Genomic DNA, 24,577 nt, shown 5'->3' on the forward strand with positions numbered 1-24,577 from the left:
CTTGAGGAAAGAGGACGTTTTATTATTCACAAGGTTTATTGACTCTGACCCCGTCTGGCTTTATATTGAAGGCAGGGAAATCATCACCAAGACATCACATAAAGAGAAGGTCTGTTTCAATGAATTGGCATTTTAGGGTACGCTAATGAAATGGAGATGATGGGGATGGAAAACATTCAGCAAAATCAGGGATTAAAGCAAAAAGATGAGCAATTTGTGTGGCATGCCATGAAGGGAGCGCATCAAGCGGAAAGCCTGATCGCCCAGAAGGCCGAAGGGGCCTGGGTAACCGACATAGACGGACGACGCTATTTGGATGCGATGTCCGGTTTGTGGTGCGTCAATATTGGTTACGGCAGAAAGGAGCTTGCGGAGGCTGCCTATGAGCAATTAAAGGAGCTGCCTTATTACCCGTTAACGCAAAGTCACGCACCCGCAATTGAACTGGCGGAAAAGCTGAATGAATGGCTTGGCGGCGATTATGTGATCTTTTTTTCCAACAGCGGATCGGAAGCTAACGAAACTGCTTTTAAAATTGCCCGCCAGTACCATCTGCAAAATGGCGACCACAGCCGTTATAAATTCATCTCAAGATATCGGGCATACCACGGCAATACATTGGGAGCGCTCTCAGCTACCGGACAGGCGCAGCGGAAATATAAATACGAGCCTTTAAGCCAAGGGTTCCTGCATGCAGCTCCGCCAGATATATACCGGAATCCTGATGATGCTGATACGCTTGAAAGCGCAAATGAAATCGACCGCATCATGACATGGGAATTAAGCGAAACGATTGCCGGGGTCATTATGGAGCCCATTATTACAGGCGGAGGCATCCTAATGCCGCCTGACGGATATATGAAGAAGGTGGAGGACATTTGCCGGCGCCACGGAGCTCTTTTGATTTGCGATGAAGTGATCTGCGGATTTGGACGGACAGGCGAGCCGTTCGGGTTTATGCACTACGGAGTGAAGCCTGATATCATTACGATGGCGAAGGGAATCACAAGCGCGTACCTGCCATTGTCAGCTACTGCTGTGAAACGGGACATTTTTGAAGCGTATCAGGGAGAAGCTCCTTATGACCGTTTCCGCCACGTGAACACGTTCGGCGGAAGCCCGGCTGCCTGTGCCTTGGCATTGAAAAACCTGCAAATTATGGAGGACGAACAGCTGATTCAGCGCTCACGCGATCTTGGAGCAAAGCTTTTAGGTGAGCTTCAAGCTCTGAGAGAACACCCGGCAGTCGGAGACGTCAGAGGAAAAGGGCTGCTGATCGGAATCGAACTCGTCAAAGATAAATTAACCAAAGAGCCGGCTGATGCTGACAAAGTAAATCAAGTGGTTGCAGCATGCAAAGAAAAAGGGCTGATTATCGGCAAAAACGGAGATACAGTTGCCGGCTACAACAACGTCATCCAGCTCGCACCGCCATTTTGCCTGACAGAAGAGGACCTTTCCTTTATCGTGAAAACGGTGAAAGAAAGCTTTCAAGCGATATAATATAAAAGTGATTGATTAAAGGAGCACATGATGAGTTTTCACAACCAGCCGATCTTACCGGCTATTCGCAATATGAAGCAATTTGATGAGTTTTTGAACAGTTCATTCTCTTACGGTGTTATTCTTGATATCCATCTCGGCCAGCTGAAGGGCGTGATCAGAGAAGCGCAAAAGCATGGAAAGAACATGATGGTGCACGTCGATCTCATTCAAGGGATTAAGCATGACGAATACGGAGCGGAATTTATATGTCAGGATATCAAGCCCGCTGGGATTATTTCAACAAGATCGAACGTGATTGCCAAAGCGAAGCAGAAGAAAATTTATGCTATTCAGCGCCTGTTTTTGCTTGATACAAGCGCGATGGAGAAAAGTATGGAGTTTATCGGCAAACATAAGCCTGACTTCATCGAAGTGCTTCCCGGCATCGTTCCGTCACTCATTCAGGAAATAAAGGAGAAAACGGGGATTCCCATCTTTGCCGGCGGCTTCATCCGTACGGAAGAGGATGTAGAGCAGGCATTGAAAGCGGGGGCTGTAGCTGTCACAACATCTAATACCAAATTGTGGAAAGAATATGAAAACTTTTTGACAGAAAGTGATTGACACCGCTTTCATACACTGATACAATTGCACTAGGTTAATACATTGTGATGGAGAACTCGGAGACCACAGCAGCTCTTTACGGCAAATGTTTATGCACCCGTAAAGCGGTTTGTTGTGGTTTTTTTATTCTCTTCTTCTCTATCATGCTTTTTAATCGTGACTTTAGGAGGAATGTGCTATGACAGCATTTTGGGGAGAAGTCATCGGTACGATGCTGCTTATTATTTTTGGTGCAGGTGTTTGTGCAGGTGTCAATTTAAAGAAATCGCTTTCATTCCAGTCTGGCTGGATTGTTGTTGTATTTGGATGGGGATTGGGTGTTGCCATGGCGGCTTACGCGGTAGGCGGTATCAGCGGCGCCCATTTGAACCCGGCGCTAACGATAGCGCTTGCATTTGTTGGGGATTTTCCATGGAAAGAGGTTCCGGTTTATATTGCGGCGCAAATGATCGGAGCGATCATCGGTGCGGTGATTATTTATCTGCATTACCTGCCGCATTGGAAGTCAACAGATGATCCCGCTGCCAAGCTGGGTGTTTTCTCAACAGGACCAAGCATTCCGCATACATTTGCAAACGTTTTAAGCGAAGTGATTGGGACATTTGTCCTTGTGCTTGGAATCTTGGCCATTGGGGCAAATCAATTTACAGAAGGACTTAATCCTTTAATCGTCGGTTTCCTCATTGTAGCGATCGGTATTTCTCTAGGGGGTACCACCGGCTATGCCATTAATCCTGCGCGTGACTTAGGTCCGCGGATCGCCCACGCATTTCTTCCGATTCCGGGAAAGGGCTCATCAAACTGGAAATACGCATGGGTTCCGGTAGTCGGCCCGATTTTAGGCGGATCGTTCGGGGGCGTATTTTACAACGCTGCATTTAAAGGGCACATCACGAGCAGTTTCTGGATTGTAAGCGTTATATTGGTTGTGGTATTGTTAGGACTCTATGTCTATACGAAATCACATTCTGCTAAAACATTATCAAATTCAAAATATATTTAATCAAAGGGGAGACACCTTATGGAAACGTACATTTTATCCTTAGATCAGGGGACAACAAGTTCAAGAGCGATTCTGTTTAATAAAGAAGGCAAAATCGTTCACTCCGCTCAAAAGGAATTTACACAATACTTCCCGAATCCTGGCTGGGTTGAGCATAATGCCAATGAAATTTGGGGCTCTGTGCTCGCGGTTATCGCGTCAGTCATCTCTGAATCAGGAATCAGCGCTTCTCAAATTGCCGGCATCGGCATCACGAACCAGCGCGAGACGACGGTTGTGTGGGATAAAGATACAGGAAGTCCTGTCTATAATGCAATTGTTTGGCAGTCCAGACAGACGTCCGGCATTTGTGAGGAACTTCGTGAAAAAGGATATAATGATAAATTCAGAGAAAAAACTGGGCTTTTAATCGATCCATACTTCTCCGGCACGAAGGTGAAGTGGATTTTAGATAATGTGGACGGCGCAAGAGAAAAAGCGGAAAAAGGCGAGCTGCTGTTCGGAACGATTGATACATGGCTCATTTGGAAAATGTCAGGCGGAAAAGCGCATGTGACCGATTACTCCAATGCCTCCAGAACGCTGATGTTTAATATTTACGATTTAAAATGGGACGATGAACTGCTCGACATTTTAGGCATACCGAAATCCATGCTCCCTGAAGTGAAGCCGTCTTCCCATGTGTATGCGGAGACTGTTGATTATCATTTCTTCGGAAAAAATATCCCGATTGCGGGAGCGGCAGGCGACCAGCAGTCAGCATTGTTCGGCCAAGCGTGCTTTGAAGAAGGCATGGGAAAAAACACATACGGCACTGGATGTTTCATGCTGATGAATACCGGGGAAAAAGCAATTAAGTCCGAACACGGGCTTTTGACGACAATCGCTTGGGGCATTGACGGAAAAGTGAACTATGCGTTAGAAGGAAGCATTTTTGTCGCAGGCTCTGCCATCCAGTGGCTTAGAGACGGATTGAGAATGTTCCAGGATTCATCGCTAAGCGAATCTTATGCAGAAAAAGTAGATTCAACTGACGGCGTGTATGTTGTTCCGGCATTTGTCGGATTGGGAACGCCTTACTGGGACAGCGATGTGCGCGGTTCGGTTTTCGGCCTGACAAGAGGGACAACAAAAGAGCACTTTATCCGTGCGACACTGGAGTCATTGGCTTATCAGACAAAAGATGTGCTTGACGCAATGGAAGCAGATTCAAACATTTCATTAAAGACGCTTCGTGTAGACGGAGGAGCTGTGAAAAACAATTTCCTGATGCAGTTCCAGGGTGATCTGCTGAATGTTCCTGTGGAGCGTCCGGAAATTAATGAAACGACTGCACTTGGCGCGGCTTATTTGGCAGGTATCGCTGTGGGATTCTGGAAGGACCGTTCTGAAATCGCGAACCAGTGGAATCTGGATAAACGGTTTGAACCTGAATTAGAAGAAGAAAAACGAAATGAGCTGTATAAAGGCTGGCAAAAAGCCGTGAAAGCAGCTATGGCTTTTAAATAATGCAATACTATGGTATAATGGTTACAAGTTAATAAGAACGGTCCTGAGACGAGGAGAGACCACAGCACCAAAGTGTAAGCATGCACTTTGGCTGTTGTGGTCTCTTTTTCTATTTACCGTGACAACAAGGAGGAAACGTAATGATGAAACATCAATTTTCAAGTCTTGAAAGAGATCGCATGCTGACAGACATGACGAAAAAAACATATGATCTATTTATTATCGGAGGAGGAATTACAGGAGCGGGAACAGCTCTTGACGCGGCATCAAGGGGTATGAAGGTCGCACTAAGCGAAATGCAGGACTTTGCGGCGGGGACATCAAGCCGATCAACGAAGCTGGTACATGGCGGCTTGCGCTATTTAAAACAATTTGAAGTGAAAATGGTCGCTGAGGTAGGGAAAGAACGGGCGATTGTGTATGAAAACGGTCCGCATGTCACAACACCGGAATGGATGCTGCTTCCGTTTCATAAAGGCGGCACATTCGGTTCATTTACAACATCCATCGGGTTACGAGTGTATGACTTCCTTGCAGGTGTGAAAAAGTCAGAACGAAGAAGCATGCTTTCAGCAAAAGAAACGCTGCAAAAAGAGCCTTTGGTGAAAAAAGACGGCTTAAAAGGCGGCGGGTACTATGTGGAATACCGCACTGACGACGCGAGACTGACAATCGAAGTCATGAAGGAAGCGGTGAAATTCGGGGCAGAGCCTGTGAATTACTCCAAAGTGAAGGAGCTTCTATACGAAAAAGGCAAAGCCGTCGGCGTATTAATTGAAGATGTGCTGACAAAGAAAGAATATAAAGTGTATGCGAAAAAAATTGTCAATGCGACAGGTCCTTGGGTCGATCAGCTCAGAGAAAAAGACCATTCGAAAAACGGAAAGCATTTGCAGCATACAAAAGGCATTCACCTTGTATTTGACCAGTCTGTCTTTCCGCTCAAACAGGCTGTATATTTTGATACACCTGATGGCCGGATGGTATTTGCGATTCCTCGTGAAGGCAAAACATACGTGGGTACAACAGACACTGTTTACAAAGAGGCGCTGGAGCATCCGCGGATGACAACGGAGGATCGTGATTATGTCATCAATTCAATCAATTATATGTTCCCGGAACTGAATATCACTGCGAATGACATCGAATCCAGCTGGGCAGGGCTGCGTCCGCTGATTCATGAAGAAGGCAAAGATCCTTCTGAAATTTCACGGAAAGACGAGATTTGGACATCTGACTCAGGCTTGATCACCATTGCCGGCGGAAAACTGACTGGATACAGAAAAATGGCGGAGCACATCGTTGATCTTGTGCGTGATCGCTTAAAAGAAGAAGGCGCAAAGGATTTTGGCCCGTGTAAAACGAAATACATGCCAATCTCAGGCGGGCACGTCGGAGGTTCGAAAAATCTCATGTCCTTCGTTACCGCGAAAACAAAAGAAGGAATTGCAGCCGGTTTATCAGAAAAAGACGCAAAACAGCTGGCGATCAGATACGGCTCTAACGTAGATCGCGTCTTTGACCGGATAGAAGCGCTGAAAGATGAGGCCGCGAAACGCAATATTCCGGTTCATATTCTTGCTGAGGCAGAATACAGTATAGAAGAAGAGATGACTGCAACCCCTGCTGACTTCTTTGTCCGCAGAACGGGACGTTTATTCTTTGATATCAATTGGGTAAGAACATATAAAGATGCCGTTATTGATTTTATGAGCGAGCGATTCCAATGGGATGAGCAGACGAAAAATAAACATACAGAAAACCTCAACATGCTTTTACACGATGCGGTTGTGCCGCTTGAACAATAAATCATAACGGGCTGTCTGCAGCCCGTTATTTTTTTTTACGTGCCGAAAGTGCCAGATCTCAGGTTATCAAGTGACAGAGGCACCCGCTTCATATAAAATAATGGCATAAGCTGATACATAGGAGGACGAACATGACTTGGAGAAAGAGCTATGAACGCTGGAAACAAACAGAACATTTAGATCCGGAATTAAAAGAGCGCCTCACTGAATTAGAGGGGAATGAACAGGCTCTTGAGGACTGTTTCTATAAAGACCTTGAATTCGGTACCGGCGGAATGCGCGGAGAAATCGGCGCTGGGACGAATCGGATGAATATTTACACTGTGCGCAAAGCATCAGCCGGGTTTGCGGCATACATCTCGAAGCAAGGTGAGGAAGCAAAAAAACGTGGCGTTGTCATTGCTTATGATTCTCGCCATAAATCGCCGGAATTTGCGATGGAAGCGGCAAAAACACTTGCGACACAAGGCATCCAAACATACGTTTTTGATGAGCTTCGCCCGACGCCAGAGCTGTCATTCGCTGTCAGACAGCTAAACGCTTATGGAGGGATTGTGGTAACAGCAAGCCATAACCCGCCTGAATATAACGGCTACAAAGTATACGGTGATGATGGCGGCCAGCTGCCTCCGAAGGAAGCGGACATTGTCATTGAACAGGTAAACGCGATTGAAAATGAGCTGACAATCACAGTGGACGAAGAAAATGCGTTAAAAGAAAAAGGCTTAATCAAGATCATCGGTGAAGACATTGATAAAGTTTATACAGAAAAACTGACGTCCATTTCTGTCCATCCTGAATTATCGAAAGAAGTAGATGTAAAGGTTGTTTTCACACCGCTGCATGGAACTGCGAATAAACCGGTCAGACGCGGCCTTGAAGCGCTCGGCTACAAAAATGTAACGGTAGTCAAAGAACAGGAACTGCCTGATCCAAACTTTTCCACTGTTACATCGCCAAACCCGGAAGAGCATGCGGCATTCGAATATGCCATTAAGCTTGGGGAGGAGCAGCATGCAGATATTCTCATTGCGACAGACCCTGATGCTGACCGCCTCGGCATCGCGGTGAAAGACGATCAAGGCAAATATACAGTGCTGACAGGAAACCAAACCGGAGCGCTGCTGCTTCATTACCTGCTTTCTGAAAAGAAAAAACAAGGCATCCTGCCTGATAACGGTGTTGTTCTTAAAACGATTGTCACAAGTGAAATCGGCCGTGCTGTAGCTTCTTCATTCGGCCTTGATACGATTGATACGCTGACAGGCTTTAAGTTTATCGGTGAAAAGATTAAGGAATACGAAGCATCAGGCCAGTATACCTTCCAATTTGGTTATGAAGAGAGCTACGGTTATTTAATCGGGGATTTTGCCCGCGATAAGGACGCCATTCAGGCTGCGCTTTTGGCAGTTGAAGTTTGCGCGTTTTATAAAAAGCAGGGAATGTCATTATATGAAGCCCTTATCAATCTCTTTAACGAGTATGGTTTTTATCGTGAAGGGCTGAAATCTCTGACACTGAAAGGAAAACAAGGAGCAGAGCAAATTGAAGCGATTCTTGCCTCCTTCAGAAAAAATCCGCCGCAGAAAATGGCCGGCAAACAGGTTGTTACAGCAGAAGATTACGCTGTGAGCAAACGGACGCTTCTGACTGAAAACAAAGAAGAGTCCATCGATTTGCCAAAATCAAATGTACTGAAATACTTCCTGGAAGACGGGTCTTGGTTCTGTCTTCGTCCTTCTGGAACAGAGCCGAAAGTGAAATTCTATTTCGCCGTAAAAGGGTCATCTTTAGAAGACAGTGAAAAGCGTCTTGCCGCTCTTTCTGAGGATGTAATGAAAACGGTAGATGAAATTGTTGAGTCAACGAAAAAATAATTTAACTATCAGCCGGATCATTGTAAATGATCCGGTTTTTTTCTTTTTCTCATCCAAAAGTCTGAAAGAAAATCATTCCACATACGAAGTAATGAAATACAAAAAACTGGTATAATCTTAAATACAAGATTAATGCCGGAGTGAGAAACGTGAGCAAAACGAGGATGGAAAAATTAAAAACGCTGAAAACGATTGCGGAAACCTTAAATCAAGGACACGATATCAATGCAACACTGGATGAGGTTTTAAAAGAATTGCTGAGTCTGACAAATCTTCAATCCGGATGGATTTTTCTGATCGAAGAAGATGGATCCTATACGTTAGCGGCCGACGCTTTTCTGCCTCCCGCTTTAAGCCGCAAGGAAAAAGTGCTGATGTGCGAAGGGGAGTGTTACTGCCTGACAAAATTCAATAACGGAGGGCTTAGAAGGGCTGCTAATATCATGAACTGCAAACGCATTGAATCAGCCGAAGAACTGCATTGTTTTGACACAGAAGGGATTACGCATCATGCAACTGTGCCTTTAGAAGACGGGGACAGGAGATTCGGATTGTTAAATGTAGCGGCGGCCGGAAAAACCATGTTTGATGAGGAAGAGCTGCATTTACTCGAGTCTGTCGCCTTTCAGATCGGAACGGCAATCCAGCGTATGAGGCTTTCCGAATATAAACAAAAAAATGCTCTTTTAATGGAGCGTAACCGCCTCGCTCAGGAGCTTCACGATTCTGTCAATCAAATGCTGTTTTCCGTCAGTTTAACTGCCAAAGCTGCAAAGACACTAACAAAAGACGAGCATTTGCAGCAGATGATTGATTTCATTCAAAACCTATCACAGGACGCCCTCGCGGAAATGAAAGCGTTAATTTGGCAGCTTCGCCCCGGAGGGTTGGAGAAAGGGCTGGCTGAAGCCATCAAAAGCTATGGCGCACTTATTGGATTGAAGGTCATGTTTACCCAAAAAGGCTGTCCTGTTCTGACTGATGAACAGGAGCATATGCTATGGCGTGTCGTACAGGAAGCATTAAATAACTGCAAAAAGCATGCCGGAACAGATACGGCGTATGTCAGTCTGACTGCTGCTTTGGGCCATGCGGAGCTGGATATTATCGATCATGGGGCGGGGTTTTGTTATGAAGCGCATGCCGGTCTGCCTTCACTTGGCATCAAGGGCATGAAAGAACGAGCGGAAAAAGCCGGCGCGAAGTTTCGGATTGATTCAGCGCTTGGAGCGGGAACAAAGCTGTCCATCAGGCTTCCGCTAAAAAGCCAAAAAGGAGGGGCGGAATGAAAATTGTCATTGCTGATGACCACCATGTTGTCAGAAAGGGTCTGCGTTTTTTCTTTGCCACCCAGGATGATATTGAAGTGGCCGGGGAAGCCGCAACTGGAATAGAAGCTCTCCGCGTCATCGAAGAGACAAAGCCGGATCTTGTTTTAATGGATCTGTCCATGCCCAAGATGGATGGCATTCAAGCCATTAAAAAAGCAATACAGCAATTTCCTGAGATTAAAATTATTGTGCTAACGAGCTACTCTGATCAGGAGCACGTGATCCCGGCTCTTCAGGCAGGTGCGAAGGCGTATCAATTAAAGGATACGGAGCCCGAGGAATTGGTGAAAACATTAAGGCAAGTGCATGCCGGCGAATACAAGCTTTCTTCAGCTATTATGCCCCATGTGCTGACACATATGAAAAATCAGCACGACCCGGAAAAAGAAAAATATTATCAATTAACAAGAAGGGAAAAAGACGTTCTGACTGAAATCGCGAACGGGAAAAGCAATAAAGAAATCGCAGCAGCCTTGTTTATTTCAGAAAAAACAGTGAAAACCCATGTATCGAATCTGTTAGCAAAACTTGAAGTGGCCGACCGTACGCAAGCAGCGCTTTTCGCAGTGAAATATAACCTGAATGGAGAGATCTCGAAATGAACATGTTAGTCATAAATGGCACGCCAAGAAAACATGGCAGAACAAGAATTGCCGCATCTTATATTTCAGCACTGTATCACACGGATTTGATTGATCTTAGCGAGTTTGTATTGCCGATTTTTAATGGTGAAGCGGATCAGTCTGAACTGTTGCAGGTACAGGAGCTTAAGCAACGCGTTACTAAAGCGGATGCGATTGTATTATTATCTCCTGAATATCACAGCGGCATGAGCGGCGCCTTAAAAAACGCCTTGGATTTTTTAAGCAGCGAACAATTCAAATATAAGCCCGTCGCATTATTGGCAGTAGCGGGAGGCGGAAAAGGCGGCATCAATGCGCTGAACAATATGAGAACTGTGATGCGGGGTGTCTATGCCAATGTCATTCCGAAGCAGCTGGTGCTTGATCCGGTGCATATTGATGTTGAACATGCTACAGTGGCTGAAAATATTAAGGAAAGCTTAAAAGAGCTTGTCGAAGAACTCAGCATGTTCGCAAAAGCAGGAAATCCCGGCGTCTAAACGCCGGGATTTGTTTATGTGAGCAGGGCTAGTTGATCTTCATAAGTCAGCTCTGTGGCATGATCAATATAACGGAGAAGGGAATACAGCATCTTTTCTAAAACGGCGTAATCCTGTTCAAAATGATACGCATGCAGAAAATGTTCGATTCGTTTTGACAACAAATCATCCTCTGTACGCACCATTAAAATTAATAAATTATCCCATTGAGAACGATGGGTGTAATAAAGCGCTTTATCATAATCGGCATAATCCATGAATCGCTTCTCCTTTCTTGGGTGAGAAGTTCATGATTAGTTTATGCCGCATCCTCTGTTATTGACGGGGCAAAACTTGGCGTCTGCGGCAGTAAAGGGGTAGCAATATGAGGGAGACATAAAATCAAAATGCCTGAATGAAGATATCGCTTTTGGTAAACCTATGAGGGAACATATTCTTGGTACAGGAGACTGAAAATATGAAATCTCTGCCGTATACCATCGCGCTTCTTTTTTGTGGGTTGATCATCGTGTCAATGGCTGCAAAAGGTCATTCAACGGACACAAACGAGTCCGTTCAAAAGTGGGAACAGCTTGCCTGGAGCAAAATTCAGGATGAATACAAGGGGGCTTCATTTTCTGACTATGCTTATATGGGGCGGACCGAGGTGAATGATCAGCAGACGAAAGATGTCTTTCGGGTGACAGTCAGACAGAAAGATGACACTTTTTCTGTTCGGGCCGAAGTCTATTTTCACCCGGTGACAAATCATATGATCAGCATCAACGTCTTTAGGCTCTAATAAAAAACTGTACGGCCGTTAAGGCCGCACAGTTTCTGTTTTTAGAAATATCGTTTTGCACCGAGATAGCGCTGTTTCCAGTAAGAGTTGTTCATATTGGAAATGACAACTCCGGAATCGTTGGCATTTATGAATTCCCCGTTTCCTAGGTAAACTCCAACGTGGGAAGGGCCGGCTTTATATGTTGTAAAGAAAACGAAATCTCCGACAGCAGGCTGGCTGACGGGCTTCATTGTGTTCCAATATCCAGCTGCCGTTAATCTAGATACGGATGTGACTTTGTTCAGTACATAGTAAATGAATCCGCTGCAGTCAAATCCGGACGGTGTCGTGCCTCCCCATCGATACGGAACCCCAATCTGCTCTTTAGCGGCGGCAATCATTGTGTTAATCTTCGCGCTCGTTGAGATGGTGGTGTTTGAAGAACCGGATGAAGACGACGATGATGATGCTTTTCCGGTAATGACCAGCTTTTGGCCAACCTGCAAGACATCCGTTTTTAAATTGTTTTTCTCCCGGATCTGCTGAGCTGTTACATTAAATTTCTGAGCAATCACCCACAAGGAATCACCGCTTATCACCGTGTATGTAGTCGTCGTGCCTGAGCTTGCATTTGACGAAGAAGACGACGATGATGAAGTGCCTGAAGATGCTTTACCTGTCAGCTTCAGTACTTGTCCAACATAAAGCACATCTGATTTCAGATTGTTGACATTTCGGATTTGCTGTACAGTCAGGTTATAGTTGTTTGCGATTTTCCAAAGTGAATCACCGCTTTTTACAGTATATTTCGTTGTTGCCGAATTTTGGTTCGGTTTGGATGAAGTGTCTTTGGAAGACGTATCAGAGCCGCTTGATTTTGTTTTCAACACCTGATTCACGTAAATGGTGTCTGATTTTAAGTTGTTCAAGACCTTCAATTCAGCGATGGACATATTGACTTTGTTTGCAATTTTCCAAAGTGAATCTCCAAGCTGCACCTTATATGTTCCCGTAGCAGATGAAGAACTTGAGCTCTTATTAGAACTGCTTTTTGAACTGGAGCTTGAGCTCTTATTAGAGTTGCTTTTTGTACTGGAACTAGAGCTTGAAGAAACTGTGCCGGACACCTTTAATTTCTGCCCCGCACGAATCAAATCGCTGCTTAGTCCGTTTAATTTCTTCAGTTCCTGCACCGTCATTTTATACTCATTTGCGATCAGCCAAAGTGAATCGCCGCTTTTCACAGTGTAAACAGAACTTCCGCTCTTCTTGGTTGTTGAGCTTGAAGTAGATGAAGTGCCGGAATTGCTGCCAGGAATGGTAAGCGTCTGGCCGATCGACAGAACAGTAGTCGAAAGATGGTTGGCGGATGTGAGGGCCGCCACACTTGTGTTATAGGTTTGGGCCAGTTTCCATAAAGAATCTCCGCTTTTGACCTTAATCGTTGCTGCTTCAGCTGGTGTTACTGCTAAAGTTGTGCCGACAATCGCAGATGCTGTCAGCCCTGCTGCTAATTTCTTTTTCATCTTAGCTCTCCTTTTTCCCCCAATGATTTTGAATTTGCTGTTTCTTTTTTATATCGGCACATTTTTCTTATCGTTTTGCCTTTTTTTAAAAATAGCTATATTATCTTAATACAAAAGGGGCAAAAGGGCACAAAAAAAGAAGGAATCATGGATCTATTCCTTCATTTTTAAAAGCTTCATGATATCTTCTTTGTTTTTGACGAGGTCGCGCAGTGTATATTTGTCTAAAACCGCAAGATAGGCCAAAAGCGCTTCATTAAGCACATGTTTTAAGCCGCACACCGGGGAAATAATGCAGAGATTCTTGTTCGCATCAAAACATTCAACAATATTAAAATCGTCCTCCGTTTTTCTGACAACCTCACCGATGTTGATGTCTTCAGGGGACATGCCTAATCGTATGCCGCCGCCTCGTCCGCGTATCGTTTCTACGTAGCCGAGCTGGCCGAGCCTGTAAATGACTTTCATAAGATGATTTTTTGAAATAGAATACGTTTCAGCAATCTGCTTTATATTTGAAAGTTCTCCGGGACGCTCTGCAGCCAGAAAAATCAACACTCTTAATGAATAATCTGTATAATTGGTTAACTTCATAATAAGACCTCAGAATAAGACATTTTCTATATCTTATCATAATCGATTGAAAAATGAAAAAAAAGGAATTAAAAAACATGCACCCTGCTGGGTGCATGTTCTTTTGTTTACATGTCATTTGGCGGATTTTGGTTTTGGCGTTTTTTTTCAATTTCGGTGTTTTGCATTTTGCGTTCAAATGTAGACAGATAACGTGATGCAAAATCTTTTCCGCCAAGGCCGAAGGATAAACCAAAAGCGAGTGCGAAGCCGCTAAGAACGATGATGAACGCGGAATTGACGATTGTCGCAGCGACACCAAGCTGATCCAGGGCCATAAAGAAAGCAAGTGCGATAATGGTGTATTTAGCGATGGCCGCTAAAGATTTGAATTCCTTGCCTTTTATCATGCTTGCGAGCACTTTTCGCACCAATTCCCCGGCGTAAAGGCCGATTCCGAGAATGAATACGGCGACAAGGACATTCGGCAGATACGCGATGATGCCAGTCGCAATTTCTACGAGGAAGTGCAGCCGAACAATTTGAAGCGCCTCGGCTGTAAACAGCAGAATGACGATGATTTGCGCAATCAAACCGACAACTTGAGACAAGGACAGCTTTGCAGGCGTTCCGGCTTCCATGCCCATTTTCCCTAAGACAGAATCAAAGCCTGCGCGATGGAGCAGTCCGGACACCATGGATTTCACCCATTTTCCTGCCCACAAACCAGCTAAAACAAGCACGATGGCCATCATGATGTTCGGAAGCATGTTTAAAATCGTATTCAGCATAGAGACAGCCGGTTTTGAAATGCCGGCGACATCCAGCTGATCCAGCGCCGAAATGACCACCGGAATCATAATCAGCACATAAGCGATTGTTCCGATGACTGCAGAAAGGCTTGTATCTTTTAAGTAAATGGATAAACCCATACGTGCCGCGAATCTTTCAGTGCCGATGCTTGCAAGGAAATTCGTAACGATATCACGTACAAGGCGGGCAACAAGCCAGCCGATTAATACGATAAGCGCCGCTGCAAATAATTTCGGCAGAAAAGCGAGCACGCTTTCCATCATATTTGTAAAAGGACCTGAAATGCCGCTTATTTTTAAAGAAGATAAGACCCCTGGCAGGAAAACAAGCAGCACGAGATAAAAGACAATTTGTGAAGCGGTATTGACTGCCTGATGAATATCTTTTCCTTCAGACACCAAATTCCACTTGCGCAGTTTGTCACTCGTGTTCAGCTTCATCCCGATTTTTTTGACAAGGAAGCTCAAAACAGAGGCTGCAGCCCATCCTAACAGCAAAATGAGTCCGGCTTTCAGTACGCTTGGGATCGCCGCTGCAATCGCCGACAGCATACTGACAAATGGTGATGCCACTGTTGTCAGGTGCAAAATGTTAAAGAATAAAATAAAGACGATGATCAATGCGATAAAATAAACGACCTTGCTTATGACTTTTTCCGAGGAATAGCGTGAAGGCTTTTTCCCAGCAAAGAGCTTGTCATCGATTTTTGTTTTGCTGAGTCCTTTGTATACCGCTTTTTCAATGATTTTAGCGATAGCCCATCCGATTAATAAGACAAGTAAAGCAATAATTACGTTTGGCAGCTTACTGAGATAAGAAGAAAGCACGTCTGCTACATTCAATTGGTATCGCTCCTTTTTTTCGTAGTATGGTGTGTGTTTACCCACTGATCCAATAAGCAAACTACTGAATGTGCTGGAGAATTTTTTTCTAGCCAGAGTGAGGCTATCATCTTTTGTCTGGCGGGCTCATACATTATAGATAAGTCCAAGTAGGGGGGATTCGGTTGAACGCGGAGGAGAAGAAAGAATTACAGCGGGCAATTGAGGAAATTACCGAAATTGCAAAAGGATTCGGCCTTGATTTCTACCCGATGAGATATGAAATCTGCCCGGCTGAAATTATTTATACATTTGGCGCGTACGGGATGCCGACAAGATTCAGCCACTGGAGCTTTGGCAAGCAGTTTCACAAAATGAAGCTGCATTATGATCTGGGATTAAGCAAGATTTATGAGCTGGTCATTAACTCAGATCCATGCTACGCTTTTTTGCTGGACAGCAACTCACTGATCCAAAATAAATTGATTGTCGCTCACGTTCTTGCCCATTGCGATTTCTTCAAAAACAACTGCCGTTTCCAAAACACGAAGCGCGATATGGTGGAAAGCATGGCGGCAACGGCTGAACGGATAAAACACTATGAACAGGTTCACGGGATAAAAGAAGTAGAGTCATTTTTAGATGCGATCCTTGCGATTCAGGAACATATCGATCCATCGTTGGTCCGCCCAAAGCTCCAATGGAGTGTGGATGATGAGGAAGAGGAGATTGAAGAGGCAGCCACGCCTTACGATGATCTATGGTCTTTGGATGAAAAGAAACCGAAAAAACAAGTGAAAAAATCGAAAAAACCGTTCCCGCCGCGGCCGGAAAAAGATATCCTGCTTTTTATCGAGGAGCATTCCCGAGAGCTGGAGCCATGGCAGCGTGATATATTAACGATGATGAGGGAGGAAATGCTTTATTTCTGGCCTCAGCTGGAAACAAAGATTATGAATGAGGGCTGGGCTTCCTATTGGCACCAGCGAATTATACGTGAGCTTGATTTAACCTCTGATGAAGCGATCGAGTTCGCCAAGCTGAATGCAGGTGTCGTTCAGCCGTCCAAAACAGGCATTAACCCTTATTATTTAGGGCTGAAAATATTTGAAGACATTGAGGAGCGGTACAACAACCCGACGGAGGAAATGAAGAAAATGGGCGTGCAGCCTGACTCCGGCCGGGAGAAAATGTTTGAGGTCAGGGAGATTGAATCCGATATCTCTTTCATCCGCAATTATTTAACCAAAGACTTAGTCATGCGCGAAGATCTTTATTTGTTTCAAAAACAGGGCAGAGATTATAAGATCATTGATAAAGAGTGGAAGTCGGTGCGTGACCAGCTCGTAAGCATGCGGGTAAATGGCGGCTTTCCATATCTGACGGTAAACGACGGCGATTATATGAAAAATAACGAACTCTATATTAAGCATTGGTATGAGGGCATAGAGCTTGATTTGAAATACTTGGAGAAAGTGCTCCCTTATTTATTCCAGCTTTGGGGAAGAAGCGTGCACATTGAGTCTGTGCTTGAGGATAAGGAAGTCATGTTTTCGTATGATGGAAAAGGTGTTCACCGCAGGTATTTATAAAAAAAAGGATGCAGCGTTCTGCATCCTTTTTATTTTCCAGCTTTTAAAATCTTAAATATGATATTTGCCTGATCGGTATTGTTAATCAATCCGCGGAATTTTTCTTTTCCGGGACCGTACGCGTATACCGGCACTTGTTCGCCGGTGTGATCCGTACTCGTCCATCCGCTGTTAGATCGAGTATTAAAAATCTTGATGATGGCTTTGTAGGCCCCTTTGCTTTTGTCAGCCTGTACAGCTGCTTCAACGCTTTTGATTTCTTCAGATGTGAATGCCAGATTGGTATAGCGGGTGAGCACATCTTTGACCGGCTTGCCCTCACTGATTTTTTTGGCCATAAATTCAGGCGTTTTCTTTGCGGAGAGAATCGGCTCTGCATGCCAATTCTTTTCGCCGTTTGCGCCAATGGTAAAGCCGCCGGTTGTATGGTCTGCAGCTGCAATCACAAGTGTATGTTTGTCTTTTTTCGCAAATTCAATCGCGGCTTTATAGGCCTGTTCAAAGTCTTTAACCTCGCTCATGGCTCCTACTGTATCATTGTCATGGGCCGCCCAGTCAATTTGGCTGCCTTCGACCATCAAGAAAAATCCTTTTTTATTTTGGTTCAAGCGTTCAATTGCTGAAACCGTCATGTCTTTGAGAGACGGTGTTTTGCTGTCGCGATCAAGCGCTTTAGCAAGTCCTCCATCCGCGAAAAGCCCGAGCACCTGCTGATCCTTATTTTTCTTCAGTGCTTGTTTAGTTGTCACATAGCTGTAGCCAGCTTGTTTGAATTCCTTTGTCAAGTTTCTGTCCTTGCGGTTAAAATACGATTTTCCGCCGCCAAGCAAAACGTCTATTTTTTGTTTGCCTTTTATTTTGTCATCCATATAGCTATTGGCGATTTGGTCCATGTTTTTCCGAGATTTATTGTGGGCCCCATATGCGGCAGGGGTGGCGTGGTTAATTTCAGACGTTGCAACAAGCCCTGTTGACTTGCCTTGCTGTTTGGCCTCTTCAAGCACAGATTTCACTTTTTTTCCGTTTTTATCGACGCCAATTGCATTGTTATATGTCTTAACGCCTGTCGCTAATGCTGTTCCGGCAGCTGCTGAATCTGTAATATTATAATCAGGGTCATCCGGATGCGTCATCATCATGCCTGTCAAATTCCGGTCAAATTCAGTCAATTTGGGGTTATTCGGTGTTTCACCGTTATTTTTCAGGGAACGGTAGGCGTTTATGTAAGACGTCCCCATGCCGTCGCCTATCATCACAATGACATTTCTGATCTCAGCTTTGTCTTGTTTTTTGGCGCTTGCCGTTTCGGTTTGCTGGAGTTCGGCTCCGGCAAAGATTCCAGCTGTAAGGACAGAAACAGCGGCGATTGGCAGAAGTTTTGATTTCATATTTTGAAACAAATTCATTTTTAGCATGCCTCCTTTAATGTGTTATGTTTGTCATGTTAGGGAAATTTTGTTAAATGAATCTGTTGATCGTGTAAACATTAAGTAAAGCATTGTAAGGAAATGAAAAACGCCGTTTCGTTATTTTGCCTTAGTTGGTTCAAAGCATTCATTTTTCAGAAAAATCTTTACCTCTCTGTCCTTGCATGATATGTTTGTTTAAATAAAAAAACTGCGGATAACCGCAGCCTTCCTCGTATATTCTTTATCACACATTCTTCCATAAGTGAGTGGACCCCCGGAAGTTTTCATTTATTTCCTTTATGTTGAAAAACATCCCAAAAAACATGACAAAAGCACTCGTTTATTGTCACTTTTGCAACGAAAATGAAATATTTAATACCCTTAAAAACTTTTTTTTAGAACGAATAATTAAGAAATTTGTCACATGAAGTCAAGACTATTTCTGATGGGAATCTATCCTTATAATAGAAACCAATAAGATTAATTTAAAAAAAGAGATACATATATATATAGAGTTAACATTTGGGGAGGAAAATATGAAAAAGCAAATCATTACAGCTACGACAGCAGTTGTTTTAGGATCGACATTATTTGCAGGAGCGGCGTCTGCACAAAGCATTAAGGTGAAAAAAGGCGACACGTTATGGGATCTTTCAAGAAAATACGACACAACGATCAGTAAAATTAAATCAGAGAACCACCTTCGTTCAGACTTTATTTATGTGGGACAGACTTTATCGATTAACGGCAAATCTACAAGTTCAAAAAGCAGCAGTTCTTCTTCTTCCGCTTCTTCTACATACAAAGTAAAGAGCGGAGACAGCCTGTGGAAAATTTCAAAAAAATACGGCATGACAGTCAATGAACTGAAAAAACTGAATGGCTTAAAATCAGACTTGCTTCGTGTTGGACAAGTCCTGAAACTGAAAGGCTCATCAAGTTCAAGCAGCTCCAGCTCATCGAGCGTATCAACGTCTTCAACTTCCACTTATAAAGTGAAGCGCGGGGACAGTCTGTCTAAAATCGCAAAACAATACGGCACTACGGTTAGCAAATTAAAAACCTTAAACGGCTTAAAGTCAGATGTAATCTATGTCAACCAAGTATTGAAGGTGAAAGGAACAAGCACTAGCAGCTCCAAACCTGCTTCTTCTTCATCATCTTCAAGCAGCAAAGCATCATCTACTACATCACTGAATGTGAGCAAGCTGGTTTCTGATGCGAAAGCGTTAGTCGGAACGCCATATAAATGGGGCGGAACGACAACTTCTGGCTTTGACTGCAGCGGATTCATTTGGTATGTACTGAATAAACAAACAAGTGTGGGCAGAACAAGCACTGCGGGATACTGGAGTTCTATGAAAAGCATTGCCAGCCCGTCTGTTGGTGACTTCGTCTTCTTCACAACATATAAATCCGGCCCTTCTCACATGGGGATTTACATTGGAAACAACAGCTTCATTCATGCAGGATCTGACGGCGTACAAATCAGCAGCCTGGACAACAGCTACTGGAAGCCTCGTTACCTCGGTGCGAAAAGATTCTAATTTTAGAGAAAACCCGTTCATTGGAACGGGTTTTTTTCATTAGACGGAGCACATCCATTTTGGTTGCTCCTAAAAATGAAAATGTGATAAAAAATCCAAGAATTTTTTTTCTTTCTTATTTTCATAAAGGGCGATTGCATAAGCGCCGGCATAGGGCAGCTGAGCAGACTGATAAGGGATTCTGATCATCTGTTTTTCTGCTAACTCCCGCTTTACTGTAGATAAAGGCAGAAATGAAACCCCGAGTCCTTCCTTGATAAACCGTTTCGTTATATGTGTTTGTGTAACCTTCATTGTCCTCACAAATGGAAATGTCACTCTGACTTGACGGAGCAAGTCGTCCCAGTAATCAGGATGATTGTGGGTCAAAAGCAGGTATTGCTCGAGCACCTCTTTGGCATCAATTTCTTTGTCTTCTATGAAACGCTGATCGGGCGGGGCAACAAGGACGACAGGGTCTTTATAAAGGCAGTGGCAGCTTAAAGAGGAAGACTGTACCTTTAGACAGCTCAGTCCGATATCAGCTTCCCCGGCTTTTATCAGTGATGCGATTTCCGCTGATTCGAAAATCGTCACCGCCATTTCTGTTTCCGTGTTCATTGCTGTGTACCGCTTCATGACAGAAGGAAGCACAGTATCTGCAATAAGCGGAGAAACCGCGAGCTGTAAGGTTTGAGAGTAGCCTTGTCGCACTCTGTGAAGCTCTGCCATGCTGTTTTCATAATCATCAAGCAGCCTGAGCGCATACGGTAAATAAGCCCTGCCTTCATCAGTCAGCTGGATCTGTCTGCCTTTTCGCTCAAACAGCTTGCAGCTGATTTCTTTTTCTAATTGCTTGATATGCACAGTCACAGTGGGCTGAGATAAGAAAAGCGTTTCAGCTGTTTTTCGGAAGTTTTCATATTTCGCAGCGGTCACAAAGGTATGAAGCCATTTGAAATCCATTTCTATTCTCCCTCTGATTAATATTTTTAATTAATTTCCTTTAAAATATTCATTATTTTTTAAATATTATATTTACTATAATAACAGAAAAGGATAGGGGGAATACAAATGGTACATTACGGATTAAAGGGAATTACATGTGTGGAAACATTCATCAGCCATATTGATGGTGAAAAAGGGCGTCTGATTTACAGAGGCCATCATGCAAAAGACATCGCACTGAATCATAGCTTTGAAGAAGCGACTTATTTGATTTTATTTGGGAAACTGCCTTCAGCTGAAGAATTGCAGGTATTTAAAGATAAGCTGGCTGCGGACCGGCACCTTCCGGAACACATTGAGCGCTTGGTTCAGTCATTGCCAAACAACATGGACGATATGTCGGTGCTGAGAACGGTTGTGTCAGCATTGGGGGAAAATACGTACACATTCCAACCGAAAACAGAAGAAGCAATCCGGCTGATTGCAATCACGCCCTCCATCATTGCCTACAGAAAAAGATGGACGCGCGGTGAACAAGCAATAACACCCTCTTCCCAGTACGGACATGTCGAAAACTATTATTATATGCTCACAGGTGAACAGCCTTCAGAGGCAAAAAAGAAAGCGCTTGAAACCTATATGATTCTGGCCATGGAGCACGGCATGAACGCATCCACTTTTTCGGCAAGGGTCACATTATCTACAGAAAGTGATTTAGTGTCAGCCGTCACGGCTGCTCTTGGCACGATGAAAGGCCCGCTCCACGGAGGCGCCCCTTCTGCGGTGACAAAAATGCTTGAAGACATTGGAGAAAAAGAACATGCTGAAGCATATCTGAAAGAAAAACTTGAAAAAGGAGAGCGGTTGATGGGATTTGGCCACAGGGTGTACAAAACAAAAGACCCGAGGGCAGAAGCTTTGAGACAGAAAGCAGAAGAGGTGGCCGGCAATGACCGCGATCTCGATCTTGCCCTGCATGTAGAAGCAGAAGCGATTCGCTTGCTTGAAATCTACAAACCGGGACGAAAGCTGTACACAAATGTTGAATTTTATGCGGCTGCTGTGATGAAGGCCATCGATTTTGACGATGAATTGTTTACACCGACCTTTTCAGCAAGCCGAATGGTGGGATGGTGCGCCCATGTGCTGGAACAGGCAGAAAACAACATGATTTTCCGTCCGTCAGCGAAATATACAGGTGCCATTCCCGAGGAAGTTCTTTCATAGCATATTTTGGCGTTTATTCACTTCTGTCGTGTGGTAATGTTCAGTATCAACCACATGTCTAGGAGTGATGAATGTGAACCCAATGGACAGACAAACAGAAGGACAAGAACCCCAGCATCAGGACAGACAGCCGGGCATTGAATCAGAAATGAATCCGCTGCCCCTGTCAGATGACGAGGATTATCGAGGAAGCGGAAAATTGAAAGGAAAAGTCGCGATCATTACCGGAGGCGACAGCGGGATAGGGAGAGCAGCAGCCATTGCGTTTGCTAAAGAGGGGGCTGATATCTCCATTCTTTACTTAGATGAGCATTCGGACGCAGAGGAAACACGTAAACGGATCGAAAAGGAAAATGTCCGCTGCTTGCTTATCCCGGGAGATGTCGGGGACGAGAACCATTGTGAACAAGCTGTGCAGCAAACAGTGGACCATTTTGGCAAACTAGATATCTTGGTGAACAACGCCGCTGAACAGCATCCCCAGGACAGCATTCTCAATATTTCAACAGAACAGCTGGAAAAAACCTTTCGCACAAATATTTTTTCCATGTTTCATATGACGAAGAAAGCTTTGCCTCACTTGCGAGAAGGGAGTGCCATTATTAATACGACGTCGATTACCGCTTATGAAGGAGATACGGCGTTAATTGATTATTCCAGCACAAAAGGTGCGATTGTCTCCTTTACGCGGTCCATGGCGATGTCGCTTGCGGATAAAGGCATCAGAGTGAATGCGGTGGCGCCCGGCCCGATTTGGACACCGCTTATTCCGGCGACATTCCCTGAGGAAAAAGTGAAACAGCATGGCTTGGATACCCCGATGGGAAGACCGGGACAGCCGGTTGAGCATGCGGGCGCCTATGTTCTGCTGGCGTCTGATGAATCTTCCTATATGACAGGGCAGACCATTCATGTGAATGGCGGCCGTTTTATTTCAACGTAATCAACGAAAAAACCAGCTTGATAGCTGGTTTTTTTGTGTGGTTAGAAATTGGAAAATAAAAAATTTGTCGATTTTTCTAACAATTTTGTTTTCATTTTTGCAATTTTATATATAATATTGAGTAGGAGAAAGGAATGATTCACGACCAGTACAAATATAGTAGAAAAACAGAAAAATGACCATTGTCGCTCATGAATTCAGAAAATTCAAATAAAATATATAAAAATAGATGATCGGGAGTTGAAGGGGAATGAAAGGGAGCGTTTTTAGGAAGAAAAGCATTCAGGATTTAATCGCTGCGACGAGCGGTGAAAAGTCTTTAAAAAGAGAATTAGGGGCGTTCGATTTAACGTTGCTTGGAATCGGCGCCATTATTGGTACAGGAATTTTTGTTCTGACGGGAACAGGCGCAGTCACGGCAGGTCCCGGACTGACCATTTCATTTGTTGTGGCGGCGCTGGCTTGTTTATTCGCCGCCCTGTCTTACGCGGAGTTTGCGTCAAGTGTGCCTGTTTCAGGTTCGGTGTATACATTCACTTATGCGACATTGGGAGAGCTTATGGCCTTTATTATCGGGTGGGATTTAATTTTAGAATACATGCTGGCGGTAAGTGCAGTGTCGGTCGGCTGGTCTGGTTATTTCCAATCATTTTTATCAGGGCTCGGCATTCATCTTCCGGTTGCTTTAACAGCGGCACCGGGCGCAGTGAAAGGCACCTTTACTCTGTTTAATCTTCCTGCATTCGTCATTGTAATGGCGATCACATATTTGCTATATTTAGGCATCAAAGAATCAAAAAGAGTCAACAATATCATGGTTATCTTGAAGATACTGGTTGTTCTGCTGTTTATCGCGGTGGCAGCCGTTTACGTGAAGCCGCACAACTGGCAGCCGTTTATGCCAATGGGCTTTGGAGGCGTATTCAGTGCAGCGGCGCTCGTATTCTTTGCTTTTATCGGATTTGATGCTGTATCCTCTGCTGCGGAAGAGACGAAAAATCCCGCGAAGGATCTGCCAAAAGGCATTATTTTCTCTTTATTGGTTTGCACGATTTTATATGTCACCGTATCAGCAATCATGACTGGGGTTATCCCGTTTGCTCAATTTGCGGGTGTGGATCATCCGGTTTCTCTTGTTCTTCAAAGCGCAGGGCAAAACTGGGTGGCTGGCATCATTGATATTGGCGCCGTGCTGGGAATGACAACAGTTATGCTCGTGATGCTTTACGGGCAGACCCGCGTCATGTTTGCCATGTCGCGTGACGGACTTGTGCCGGGCTCACTTTCTAAAGTGCATCCAAAGCACAAAACACCTTATGTAGCCACTTGGTTTTTCGGAACGATGTCGGCGCTTCTCGGCTCGCTTGTTCCGCTGGATGAACTTGCAAAGCTGGTAAACATCGGGACGTTGTCGGCATTTGTCCTGATTTCTGTGGCAGTTATCGTTTTGAGAAAGAAACAGCCTGATCTTCCGAGAGCTTTTAAATGCCCGGGAGTTCCCGTGATCCCAGGCCTGGCGATTCTGTTCTGCCTGTTCTTGATTTTAAATCTGGGATGGGTGACGATTGTCCGCTTCCTAGTGTGGCTGTTAATCGGCTTGGTCATCTATTTTCTGTATTCAAGAAAGCATTCAAAATTAAATCAATAAATAACCTTTTGATAAAGAGAGCGGCCAT

At 44.3% G+C, this 24,577-nt stretch carries 21 protein-coding genes; 15 read left to right on the forward strand and 6 right to left on the reverse strand.

Annotation, left to right across the window (positions count from 1 at the left end; all coding sequences use genetic code 11):
• Positions 1-150: 150 nt before the first annotated feature.
• From CDO84_RS04165 to yhdA, 9 genes are all read left to right on the forward strand, one after another.
• Positions 151-1,503: an aspartate aminotransferase family protein gene (locus CDO84_RS04165; protein WP_082033032.1), complete on the forward strand. Its 1,353-nt coding sequence runs from the start codon at positions 151-153 to the stop codon at positions 1,501-1,503.
• 27 nt (positions 1,504-1,530) lie between these two features.
• Positions 1,531-2,109, forward strand: coding sequence for a glycerol uptake operon antiterminator GlpP (gene glpP / locus CDO84_RS04170; protein ID WP_082033031.1), 579 nt, complete (start codon positions 1,531-1,533; stop codon positions 2,107-2,109).
• Between the two features lie 178 nt (positions 2,110-2,287).
• Entirely contained in the window at positions 2,288-3,112 is an 825-nt protein-coding gene (glpF, locus tag CDO84_RS04175; RefSeq protein WP_003233386.1) for a glycerol uptake facilitator protein GlpF, read from the forward strand.
• A gap of 18 nt (positions 3,113-3,130) precedes the next feature.
• The gene (gene glpK, locus CDO84_RS04180; RefSeq protein WP_040083618.1) at positions 3,131-4,621 is read left to right on the forward strand and encodes a glycerol kinase GlpK; all 1,491 of its coding nucleotides are present in this window, start codon (positions 3,131-3,133) and stop codon (positions 4,619-4,621) included.
• Between the two features lie 140 nt (positions 4,622-4,761).
• Positions 4,762-6,429 (forward strand): glycerol-3-phosphate dehydrogenase, encoded by a 1,668-nt coding sequence (gene glpD / locus CDO84_RS04185; protein WP_040083617.1) that lies wholly within the window; start codon positions 4,762-4,764, stop codon positions 6,427-6,429.
• 131 nt (positions 6,430-6,560) lie between these two features.
• Positions 6,561-8,306 carry a phospho-sugar mutase gene (gene pgcA, locus CDO84_RS04190; protein WP_040083616.1) on the forward strand — a complete coding sequence of 582 codons (1,746 nt, stop codon included), beginning with the start codon at positions 6,561-6,563 and terminating at the stop codon, positions 8,304-8,306.
• 149 nt (positions 8,307-8,455) lie between these two features.
• Positions 8,456-9,595, forward strand: coding sequence for a two-component system sensor histidine kinase YhcY (gene yhcY / locus CDO84_RS04195; RefSeq protein WP_040083615.1), 1,140 nt, complete (start codon positions 8,456-8,458; stop codon positions 9,593-9,595).
• Positions 9,592-10,239 carry a two-component system response regulator YhcZ gene (yhcZ, locus tag CDO84_RS04200; protein ID WP_040083614.1) on the forward strand — a complete coding sequence of 216 codons (648 nt, stop codon included), beginning with the start codon at positions 9,592-9,594 and terminating at the stop codon, positions 10,237-10,239. Before yhcY ends, yhcZ begins: the two co-directional genes overlap by 4 nt.
• Positions 10,236-10,760: an FMN-dependent NADPH-azoreductase gene (yhdA, locus tag CDO84_RS04205; RefSeq protein WP_014663341.1), complete on the forward strand. Its 525-nt coding sequence runs from the start codon at positions 10,236-10,238 to the stop codon at positions 10,758-10,760. The genes yhcZ and yhdA overlap by 4 nt, the downstream gene beginning before the upstream one ends.
• A 14-nt stretch (positions 10,761-10,774) precedes the next feature.
• Here the strand turns inward: yhdA and CDO84_RS04210 are convergent, their stop codons facing one another.
• Positions 10,775-11,017 (reverse strand): YhdB family protein, encoded by a 243-nt coding sequence (locus CDO84_RS04210; RefSeq protein ID WP_003224139.1) that lies wholly within the window; start codon positions 11,015-11,017, stop codon positions 10,775-10,777.
• 200 nt (positions 11,018-11,217) lie between these two features.
• Here CDO84_RS04210 and CDO84_RS04215 point away from each other — a divergent pair, with 200 nt between their 5' ends.
• Positions 11,218-11,541: a YqzG/YhdC family protein gene (locus CDO84_RS04215; RefSeq protein ID WP_014476269.1), complete on the forward strand. Its 324-nt coding sequence runs from the start codon at positions 11,218-11,220 to the stop codon at positions 11,539-11,541.
• A 41-nt stretch (positions 11,542-11,582) separates the two neighbouring features.
• On the opposite strand, the gene lytF is transcribed toward CDO84_RS04215, so the two are convergent.
• The 3 genes from lytF to CDO84_RS04230 form a co-directional block, all read right to left on the reverse strand.
• Positions 11,583-13,049, reverse strand: a complete 1,467-nt coding sequence (lytF, locus tag CDO84_RS04220; RefSeq protein WP_040083612.1) for a peptidoglycan endopeptidase LytF — start codon at positions 13,047-13,049, stop codon at positions 11,583-11,585.
• 153 nt (positions 13,050-13,202) lie between these two features.
• Positions 13,203-13,643 (reverse strand): nitric oxide-sensing transcriptional repressor NsrR, encoded by a 441-nt coding sequence (gene nsrR / locus CDO84_RS04225; protein WP_014663343.1) that lies wholly within the window; start codon positions 13,641-13,643, stop codon positions 13,203-13,205.
• A 107-nt stretch (positions 13,644-13,750) separates the two neighbouring features.
• A complete protein-coding gene (locus CDO84_RS04230; protein ID WP_040083610.1) occupies positions 13,751-15,277 on the reverse strand; it encodes a mechanosensitive ion channel in 1,527 nt (508 codons plus the stop codon).
• Positions 15,278-15,441: 164 nt separating this feature from the next.
• On the opposite strand from CDO84_RS04230, the gene spoVR reads away from it, so the two are divergent.
• Entirely contained in the window at positions 15,442-16,848 is a 1,407-nt protein-coding gene (gene spoVR, locus CDO84_RS04235) for a stage V sporulation protein SpoVR (protein WP_014663345.1), read from the forward strand.
• 29 nt (positions 16,849-16,877) lie between these two features.
• Here the strand turns inward: spoVR and phoA are convergent, their stop codons facing one another.
• The gene (gene phoA / locus CDO84_RS04240; RefSeq protein ID WP_082033030.1) at positions 16,878-18,263 is read right to left on the reverse strand and encodes an alkaline phosphatase PhoA; all 1,386 of its coding nucleotides are present in this window, start codon (positions 18,261-18,263) and stop codon (positions 16,878-16,880) included.
• Positions 18,264-18,793: 530 nt separating this feature from the next.
• Here phoA and lytE point away from each other — a divergent pair.
• Positions 18,794-19,804, forward strand: a complete 1,011-nt coding sequence (gene lytE, locus CDO84_RS04245) for a peptidoglycan endopeptidase LytE (RefSeq protein ID WP_040083608.1) — start codon at positions 18,794-18,796, stop codon at positions 19,802-19,804.
• Positions 19,805-19,873: 69 nt separating this feature from the next.
• On the opposite strand, the gene citR is transcribed toward lytE, so the two are convergent.
• The gene (citR, locus tag CDO84_RS04250) at positions 19,874-20,749 is read right to left on the reverse strand and encodes a transcriptional regulator CitR (protein WP_014663348.1); all 876 of its coding nucleotides are present in this window, start codon (positions 20,747-20,749) and stop codon (positions 19,874-19,876) included.
• 108 nt (positions 20,750-20,857) lie between these two features.
• On the opposite strand from citR, the gene citA reads away from it, so the two are divergent.
• The 3 genes from citA to bcaP all read left to right on the forward strand — a co-directional run bounded on the left by citA (position 20,858) and on the right by bcaP (position 24,549).
• A complete protein-coding gene (gene citA, locus CDO84_RS04255; protein ID WP_040083607.1) occupies positions 20,858-21,958 on the forward strand; it encodes a citrate synthase CitA in 1,101 nt (366 codons plus the stop codon).
• A 73-nt stretch (positions 21,959-22,031) separates the two neighbouring features.
• Positions 22,032-22,901, forward strand: a complete 870-nt coding sequence (locus tag CDO84_RS04260) for an SDR family oxidoreductase (RefSeq protein ID WP_014663350.1) — start codon at positions 22,032-22,034, stop codon at positions 22,899-22,901.
• A gap of 250 nt (positions 22,902-23,151) precedes the next feature.
• Positions 23,152-24,549 carry a branched-chain amino acid transporter BcaP gene (bcaP, locus tag CDO84_RS04265; protein WP_003245791.1) on the forward strand — a complete coding sequence of 466 codons (1,398 nt, stop codon included), beginning with the start codon at positions 23,152-23,154 and terminating at the stop codon, positions 24,547-24,549.
• Positions 24,550-24,577: the final 28 nt, after the last annotated feature.

Origin of the sequence: Bacillus sp. MD-5 (genome assembly GCF_002201875.1) — a bacterium.
Lineage (GTDB): Bacteria > Bacillota > Bacilli > Bacillales > Bacillaceae > Bacillus > Bacillus stercoris.